Source organism: Mycobacterium sp., assembly GCF_052144515.1.
In the GTDB taxonomy this organism is placed as follows: domain Bacteria; phylum Actinomycetota; class Actinomycetes; order Mycobacteriales; family Mycobacteriaceae; genus Mycobacterium.
Genome location: NZ_JBKQQD010000397.1, coordinates 1 through 7,286, shown reverse-complemented (window position 1 = coordinate 7,286; position 7,286 = coordinate 1). Strand labels below are relative to the sequence as shown.

6 protein-coding genes and 1 pseudogene are annotated in these 7,286 nt (G+C 64.6%); 4 read left to right on the top strand and 3 right to left on the bottom strand.

All coding sequences use genetic code 11. From position 1 onward, the window contains the following. Positions 1-270, top strand: a pseudogene (locus tag ACLP9N_RS26350) (IS630 family transposase); the annotation flags it as partial. A gap of 363 nt (positions 271-633) precedes the next feature. Here ACLP9N_RS26350 and ACLP9N_RS26345 read toward each other — a convergent pair. Continuing rightward, positions 634-1,020 (bottom strand): response regulator transcription factor, encoded by a 387-nt coding sequence (locus ACLP9N_RS26345; protein WP_442410138.1) that lies wholly within the window; start codon positions 1,018-1,020, stop codon positions 634-636. 280 nt (positions 1,021-1,300) lie between these two features. On the opposite strand from ACLP9N_RS26345, the gene ACLP9N_RS26340 reads away from it, so the two are divergent. Beyond that, the gene (locus tag ACLP9N_RS26340) at positions 1,301-2,275 is read left to right on the top strand and encodes an aldo/keto reductase (RefSeq protein ID WP_442410137.1); all 975 of its coding nucleotides are present in this window, start codon (positions 1,301-1,303) and stop codon (positions 2,273-2,275) included. Then, positions 2,275-3,174 (top strand): NAD(P)-dependent oxidoreductase, encoded by a 900-nt coding sequence (locus ACLP9N_RS26335; RefSeq protein WP_442410136.1) that lies wholly within the window; start codon positions 2,275-2,277, stop codon positions 3,172-3,174. Before ACLP9N_RS26340 ends, ACLP9N_RS26335 begins: the two co-directional genes overlap by 1 nt. A 159-nt stretch (positions 3,175-3,333) precedes the next feature. Here the strand turns inward: ACLP9N_RS26335 and ACLP9N_RS26330 are convergent, their stop codons facing one another. Then, the gene (locus ACLP9N_RS26330) at positions 3,334-4,824 is read right to left on the bottom strand and encodes a sensor histidine kinase (protein ID WP_442410135.1); all 1,491 of its coding nucleotides are present in this window, start codon (positions 4,822-4,824) and stop codon (positions 3,334-3,336) included. Between the two features lie 994 nt (positions 4,825-5,818). Here ACLP9N_RS26330 and ACLP9N_RS26325 point away from each other — a divergent pair. After that, the gene (locus tag ACLP9N_RS26325) at positions 5,819-6,463 is read left to right on the top strand and encodes a response regulator (protein WP_442410139.1); all 645 of its coding nucleotides are present in this window, start codon (positions 5,819-5,821) and stop codon (positions 6,461-6,463) included. Between the two features lie 42 nt (positions 6,464-6,505). Here the strand turns inward: ACLP9N_RS26325 and ACLP9N_RS26320 are convergent, their stop codons facing one another. Further along, positions 6,506-6,997 (bottom strand): Dps family protein, encoded by a 492-nt coding sequence (locus tag ACLP9N_RS26320; RefSeq protein ID WP_442410134.1) that lies wholly within the window; start codon positions 6,995-6,997, stop codon positions 6,506-6,508. Between the last annotated feature and the right edge of the window lie 289 nt (positions 6,998-7,286).

Genomic DNA, 7,286 nt, shown 5'->3' with positions numbered 1-7,286 from the left:
CAGTGGCTGAACAAACACCCCCGGTTCCACCTCCACTTCACCCCGACATCGTCGTCGTGGCTCAACCTCGTCGAACGCTGGTTCCGGGAACTGACCGACAAAGCGTTGCGGCGCGGCGTCTTCCATTTCGTGCCCGACCTCGTCGCGTCTATCCAGGAATACATCGACGCCCACAACAACGACCCCAGACCCTATGTGTGGACCGCCACCGCCGAGTCCATCCTGGCCAAGGTTGCACGCGGTCGGATCGCCCTCGAAAAAGTCAGCTAAATAAACAGGACACACCACTAGCGACCAAGGTTCGCTAGGGGCCCCGCTAATACCACACCGGACATACCTGCTAGCTGCAATCGACCGGGTCCTCTGAGTAGCGGGGCCCTTGTCCCAGTCCCCTTATTGAAGTCCCTCAGGCCTCTACGCTGAATTTCCGCTTCGGCCTACGGGTATCGCCACCGCGGACACTCAGTGATGTCCCCGGCTAGCCGCATAATGATGCCGCTAACGGAGGAGAGCGGTCTAATGTCCTTATCGCCCAGCAGATTGGGTCACCGGCGGGGTTCCATCGGGAAGTATGCCGGCGGCATCCTCGCCCAGCCAAGCTTTTCGAAGACCCCCGACGGTTACCGCCGGGTGTTAGCGGTGATCACCTTCCTCGAGGCGCGGCGCGCCGCCGACGAGATCGCGGATCGCGCCAGGCGTCAGAGCGAACTTGGCGAGGAACCCGATGGCGGGACTGGTCGCGATCATGTCGGCGAAGTCCTGCTCGGCATGGGTGGAGATCAGTATCACTGGTGATGGTGTCGGCAACCCGGATCGGTGGAGTTGCTCAGCCAGTTCGAATCCATTCTCGCTACCGAGGTTAACGTCGACCAGCGTCACGTCCGGTCGCTGCTCCTCGAAGCATCGAAGAGCCTCGGCGCTGGTCGATGCGACGCCGACGACCGTGATGCCGCCGTGCTCGAGCAGATGGCGCGCGGCCTCGACGAAATCCGTGCTGTCATCAACGATTAGGCAGCGCATTATCTACCTCTCAAAGCCATGAGGCCAGCTTCGCAGTGTGCGGCACTGGCGGGCATTCCCGCTAGCCATAAGTCTGCCGTAAACGACGCGCGCGCTCCCATGCTGCGGCGCTGAGAATCCCGGCTACCAGCGGATTTGCAGATGGCCAGTAGACATAGATTCCAGCTAGCGGGGATTACCCGATTGGGGTCAGCGGTGGCGACACGGGTTCGCCGGCGCGCAATCGTGGTTAATAGCCAACCCGGAGTTACGACTGTGCTCGAGCGACTTGGAGAGCGAAATGAAGAACACCACATTGGGGCAAACTGGGCTCCACGTTTCCCGCGTCGCGTTCGGCACCTGGCAGCTCGGTGGGGACTGGGGTCATTTCGACGAGGACGCCGCCATCGCCGCGATCCGTCGTGCCCGCGAATTGGGCGTCAACTTCTTCGACACGGCGCAGGCCTACGGTTTCGGCGCATCCGAGCAGATCCTCGGCAAGGCGCTCCGCGACGAGCTCACCAGTGAGCGCGACGCACTTGTGATTGCCACCAAAGGCGGTCTACGTCAGACAGATTCCGGTCTGGTCCGAGACGCGAGCCCCGAGTGGTTGCGCCAAGGAGTCGACGCCAGCCTGACCGCGCTGGGCTTAGACCACATCGACCTGTACCAGGTGCATTGGCCCGACCCGACCGTGCCGGCCGCCGAGACGGCGAGCGCCCTGCGCGAGCTGGTCTCCGACGGCAAGATCGGCCACGTCGGCGTGTCCAACTACAACGCCGCGCAGATGGCGGAGTTCTCCGCGACGCTTCCGGTAGAGACTTTGCAGCCGCCGTACCACCTGTTCCGTCGCGAGATCGAGGACGGCGAATTGCCTTACTGCCGTGCACATAACGTCGGTGTGCTGGTGTATGGGCCGTTGGCCCACGGGCTGCTGACCGGAACGCTGAGCACCCACACCGCGTTCGCCGCCGATGATTGGCGCAGCACCAGCGGCGTATTCAGCGGCGACATTTTCTGGCACAACCTGGCCACGGTGCGCGCCCTGGCGATCTTCGCCGCCGACCTTGGCGTCACCGTCAGCCAGTTGGCCATCGCTTGGACGCTGGCCAACCCCGCCGTGCATGTCGCCATCGTCGGCGCCCGGCAAGCGGGCCATGTCCAAGACAGTCTCGCCGCCGCGGACGTGTCACTGAGCAACGCCGACCTCGACGAGATCGACAAGATCATGAGTTCCGCCGCGCAGGTGGCCGGGCCGTCCCCTGAGGGCATGTGATGGCCGACCACGTGCGACGTGTCGCCGTGTTGGGGACCGGAACGATGGGTGCCCCGATTGCGCGCAACCTGCTGCACGCGGGTTTCGGGGTTCGGGTGTGGAACCGCACCATGGCCAAGGCCGCGGCATTGGCCGCCGACGGGGCGTGTCCGGCCTCCGACCCTGCAGAAGCAGCGACCGGTGCCGACGTGCTGATCACGATGCTCACCGACGGAGCCACCGTCGCAGACGTAATGACCGGGCCCAAGGGCGCGTTGTCGATGCTTGGTTCGGATGCGATCTGGATTCAGATGAGCACGGTCGGGGTCGAATGGACCCACCGGCTCGCTGATCTCGCGGACCGACATGGCGTCGCATTCATCGACGCCCCGGTATCCGGCAGTTCTGAGCCGGCCGACAGGGGCGAGTTGGAAATCCTCGCCGCGGGCGCGCTCGAGGTGCGTCCGCGCGTGCAGCCGATCTTCGACGTGCTCGGACGCCGCACGGTGTGGCTGGATTGCGTTGGGGACGGCTCCCGGCTCAAGCTGGCGCTCAACAATTGGTTGGTTGTCCTTGTCGAGGCGATGTCCGAAACGCTCACCTTCAGCGAAGCGCTCGGCCTGGAGCCGCACGTGTTCCTGGAGACCATCGCCGGGGGGTCGTTGGCGTCGGCGTACGCGATGACGAAGGGCACCGCGATGCTCGACGAGGACTTCGTCCCCGGCTTCCCGCTGAGGCATGCGGTGAAGGACGCCGAGCTTGCCGCGAGCGCTGCCCGCCGGCATGGGGCGGAACTCACGCTCACTGATGCGTTGCTGCCACGCTGGCGTGAAGCCGTCGCCGAAGGCCACGGCGACGAGGACGTCGCCGCGGCCGTTACCCAGTCCGCCGCGGCCCCCCGTCGCGCGGCACGAGCCTGACTTCGATCGTCACGTGACGATCTCCGAAGACGCTGCATCGCGAGTCGCGAAGAACGCCAAGTACTTCCGCGTAAGCGAACAGATCGCGCGCCCATCCTTGGTGACAGAACCGTGGTCCAACTCAAGAGTTGAGCCACGCCCTAACCTCGACGTGCGCGGTTAGAACGGGATGGTCGCGAGCAGTGACGTCCCACTCCCGATCGGACTGGACATCTGTAGGTGTCCGCCGAGCGCCTCCACGCGGTCGGCCAGACCGCTGAGCCCGGACCCCCTGCCCGAGTCGGCTCCTCCGATTCCGTCGTCCCGAATGGATAGACGGACGGTGGGACCCTCTGTTTCGACGGTCACCCTCACCTCGGATGCCTGCGCGTGCTTGGCCGCGTTGGTCAGGGATTCGGCAACGACGTAGTAGGCGGCCACTTCGACGGAATCGGGCAACCGCTGGTCGACAGCGACGCGGAGCTCGACGGGGACGCTGGAGCGGCGGGCGAGCGTCTTGAGAGCAGGCCCCAGTCCGCCCCGCGACAGGATCGCGGGATGGATCCCCCGGGATATCTCCTGGAGATCCGTGGAGACGCCGGTCAGTCCGTCGACGATCTCAGCAAGTTGCTCGCGGACCGAACCGAGGTCGGGTGGCACGGAAGCCTCTGCAGAACGGAGCTTGAGTCCCAGCGTAACGAGCCGCTGCTGTGCACCGTCATGCAGATCGCGTTCGAAGCGGCGCCTGGCCTCATCGCCAGCCGCGACGATCCGGGCGCGAGACGCCGTGAGTTGGGCGTGGGTCTCGGCGTTGGCGATCGCGGTCGTGACGAGATCGGCGAAATCCCTGACCCGCGACTCGGTATCAGGCGGCAACGGATCGGGTTGTGACGAGCCGACAATGGCCGCGCCCCACACGCGGCCGTCGACCATGATCGGCACCCCGACACCCGACCGCATCCCCAGTTGGCGGATGTAGTCGGCGGCCGGACCGGGAGCATCGTCATGGTTGTCCATCCGGGCGGGACGACCGGTGCGGAACACCATCGCCGCGACAGATTCGCCGTCCAGCGAAAATCGCTGACCAACAGCCAGTTTCGTCCAATCGGACTCGTGGTGCCCTGCGATCAATAGGCCTGCGCCGTCGGGCTCGAAGCGGAACAGAGTCGTATGGCGCACCCCCAGGCACCGGGCCAGCTCGTCGGCTACCGCGCAGAAGACCTCGGACGGAGCGACCCCGCGAGCGACCAGTGTCGCCACCCGTCGCAGTGAAGCCTGCAAGTCGGCGACTACGCGAAGTTCGTCACGGCTGTGCTCAGCCTCTACGGCACGTGTCCTGGCCAGGTGCGCGAGCGTGTTGGCCACCAGCGCGACAACCAGGAAGATGCCGATCACAGCCCAGTTTTCGACTCTGGTCAGGGTGAAGTCCGCCGGCCCGTTCCGGAAGTAGTCGAAGGCGACGGCGCTGGCCACCGATGTCGTCACCGAGAGCCCGAATCCCCACACTGTGGAGACCACCAGAACCCCGACCAGGTACACCACGCCGAACGCGTCGCCGGGCGCGACCTGCTTGAGTAGCAGCACCACAACGGATTCCACCACGATGAACGCCGCGGCGACCACCAGCCCAAGCCACACCGGCGGGCGACTTGCATGCAGCAATAGTGCCACCGGGCGAGCCCGTATCGGTGATGGGCGGACTGCGGTATCGGGGTGAAGGCCGGGGGAATTGACAGCTGGCCGCGAAGACGGCCAGCCGGGCGGTTGTGTGCTTCTCCGCGTCATCAGGCTGGCTCAGATCGATCGGTGCGGACATGGACGTGACCGCAACCGGAATTCTAACCCGCCGACTTATGGCGTCCCTATCCCGCTGTGTGACCGATGCGGTCGGTACTGATGGCGGCCGGCTTGCTGTGCCGCAATGAAGGCTGCTCGGGGATAGAGAACGCGCACGGGTGGAATATGCCGTCGAGGCCACTTGAGCGCTTATGTTGGTTCTGTTCGGCCGAGTACGCGCAGGGGGTATCATCGCGCCATGATCGGGCCGCGGCCGACTCTCCCACCGAATCCGCATTACACGCTTCCCAACGATTGGGAATTTGCCGACGAGCGCCTTGCGCTGCTCGGCGCGGCCTACGACCCGCCCAGTATCGCGCTTACGCAGCGGCTGGGAAGGCGTGCGGGGAGAGTAGCCCCGTCCGGAGGCTGTCATAAATTTCGTTGAGGGGCATGACTTCTCGGTCAGTCTCGGAAGTTCACAGCCTCCGACCTGGGGGAGGAACGGCCGATGAGTGTAGGCCCGACCGCGCTCGCTCCCGCCAGCCGGCACGCCGCTCAACCAGACACAGCGATTTCCGATGAACCAGGTGGCTCTCGCAAGCTATCCTCAAATCAAGTTATCGAGGAGATTGCATGGATAGGCGCGTGCTGGCACGGAGTGTCGGGTTCCTAGTCGCCGATGGCCGAGACCGATCCGGTGGAAACTCGATGCACTCCCGAGGATCGGCCCGTGGCCGCCGCCGGGCTCGGGGAAGAGTTGAGACAAGCCCAGCGCCGCAACGGTTTCACGGTGGATGACATGACCGTGCCGGTCACTGGCGGCGATCAGCGCGGCGATCGAAACAGCCCGGCCCCGGTGCAACAACGGGGCCCCGTCGTGGCTCGGGTGCGGGTGGTGGTGGCTGAGGATGATGTGTTGCTGCGGGAGGGTTTGGCCAGCCTGTTGGATCGGTCGGGTTTTGATGTGGTGGGGCAAGCCGGTGATGGCATGCAGTTGCTGGGGTTGGTGCGTGAGCGGGCTCCGGAGTTAGTCGTGACCGATATCCGGATGCCGCCCACTCATTCCACTGAGGGGCTGGATGCAGCGCGGGTGATCCGCGAGGAGCTGCCTGGTACGGCGATCCTGGTGCTGTCGGCGCATGTTGATGTCGAGCATGCGATGGAGTTGTTGGCCAGTGGGCGCAGTGTCGGTTATCTGCTCAAGAGTCGGGTCACTGATGTGGCCGACTTCGTGGACACGCTGGGGCGCATCGCCAAGGGCGCCTCGGTGGTCGATCCGGCGCTGGTGGCCGAGTTGGTGTCGGCGCGGCGGCGCAGTGATCCGCTGGCGGTGCTTAGTGCGCGCGAGCGCGAGGTGTTGGCGTTGATGGCCGAGGGTCGCTCCAATGCCGGAATCGCTCACCGGATCTGGGTCACTGAGGGCACCGTAGAAAAGCATGTCCGCAGCATCTTGACCAAACTTAACCTGCCCGAGACCGGTGATGACCACCGCCGGGTGCTGGCGGTGGTCACCTTCCTCGAGGCGCACTGAATTAGGCGGCAGCCATACCGTGATCTTGCCTGTCGGTCGTCGTCAGATTTTACGGTTCTCGGATTTGAGCATCCAGGCGGCCTTTTCCAAGGCGTCGATGATGGTGTGCAGCAGGTCGGCGCTGGAGGGGTCGGCGGTGTCGACGTCGTCGTGGACGGTGCGGAGGGTGTCGACTGCGGCGTAGATCGCGGTGGTGATGAAGTCGACGGTGTCGGTGGTGGTCTGCTCGGCCGGGGGGAAGGCGGGCAGTGTGGTCGATGCCGTGACGGTGTCGGATCGTCCGTCGGGAACAGCGTTGAGGGCGCGGATGCGTTCGGCGATGGTGTCACTGGCCTCGCGTGCGATGTCGACGATTTCGTCGAGTTGCAGGTGCAGATCGCGGAAGTTGGTGCCCACGACATTCCAGTGTGCTTGTTTGCTCTGCAGGTGCAGCTCGATGAGGTCGACGAGGACCCGTTGGAGGTTCTCGGGCAGGCTCGGCGGGGCATCGAACTCCCGCACCTCATCGGCGGATCGGCGTTGTGAAGTCACCATGATTATTCCTTTTTCGATGTCGGTTCTCAATGTCGGGTAAGGCCGCTGATGCGTTGTTGCACAGCAGTTCTTGGATGACCATTCTCAGGGCGGCTACTCCTTGGATGGTGGTTTGGTCCCTGATCGGGTCTCTATCAGGATTGCTCGTGCGCGAACCGATGTCGTCCCCGCTACCATCCATCTTTGGTACCCGCTGACCCGAATTGCGGTTTACCGGTCAGCAGCCGCGCTGATCACACCGGTAACTCAGCCGGCCGGTCTATGGTGAGATTAACCGTGTTGGGATCCC

What these genes read in the sequence shown, in the direction of transcription:
- ACLP9N_RS26345 (WP_442410138.1), bottom strand. Translation starts at nt 1,020, where the DNA reads ATGCGCTGCCTAATCGTTGATGACAGCACGGATTTCGTCGAGGCCGCG.
- ACLP9N_RS26320 (WP_442410134.1), bottom strand. Translation starts at nt 6,997, where the DNA reads ATGGTGACTTCACAACGCCGATCCGCCGATGAGGTGCGGGAGTTCGAT.
- ACLP9N_RS26340 (WP_442410137.1), top strand. Translation starts at nt 1,301, where the DNA reads ATGAAGAACACCACATTGGGGCAAACTGGGCTCCACGTTTCCCGCGTC.
- ACLP9N_RS26335 (WP_442410136.1), top strand. Translation starts at nt 2,275, where the DNA reads ATGGCCGACCACGTGCGACGTGTCGCCGTGTTGGGGACCGGAACGATG.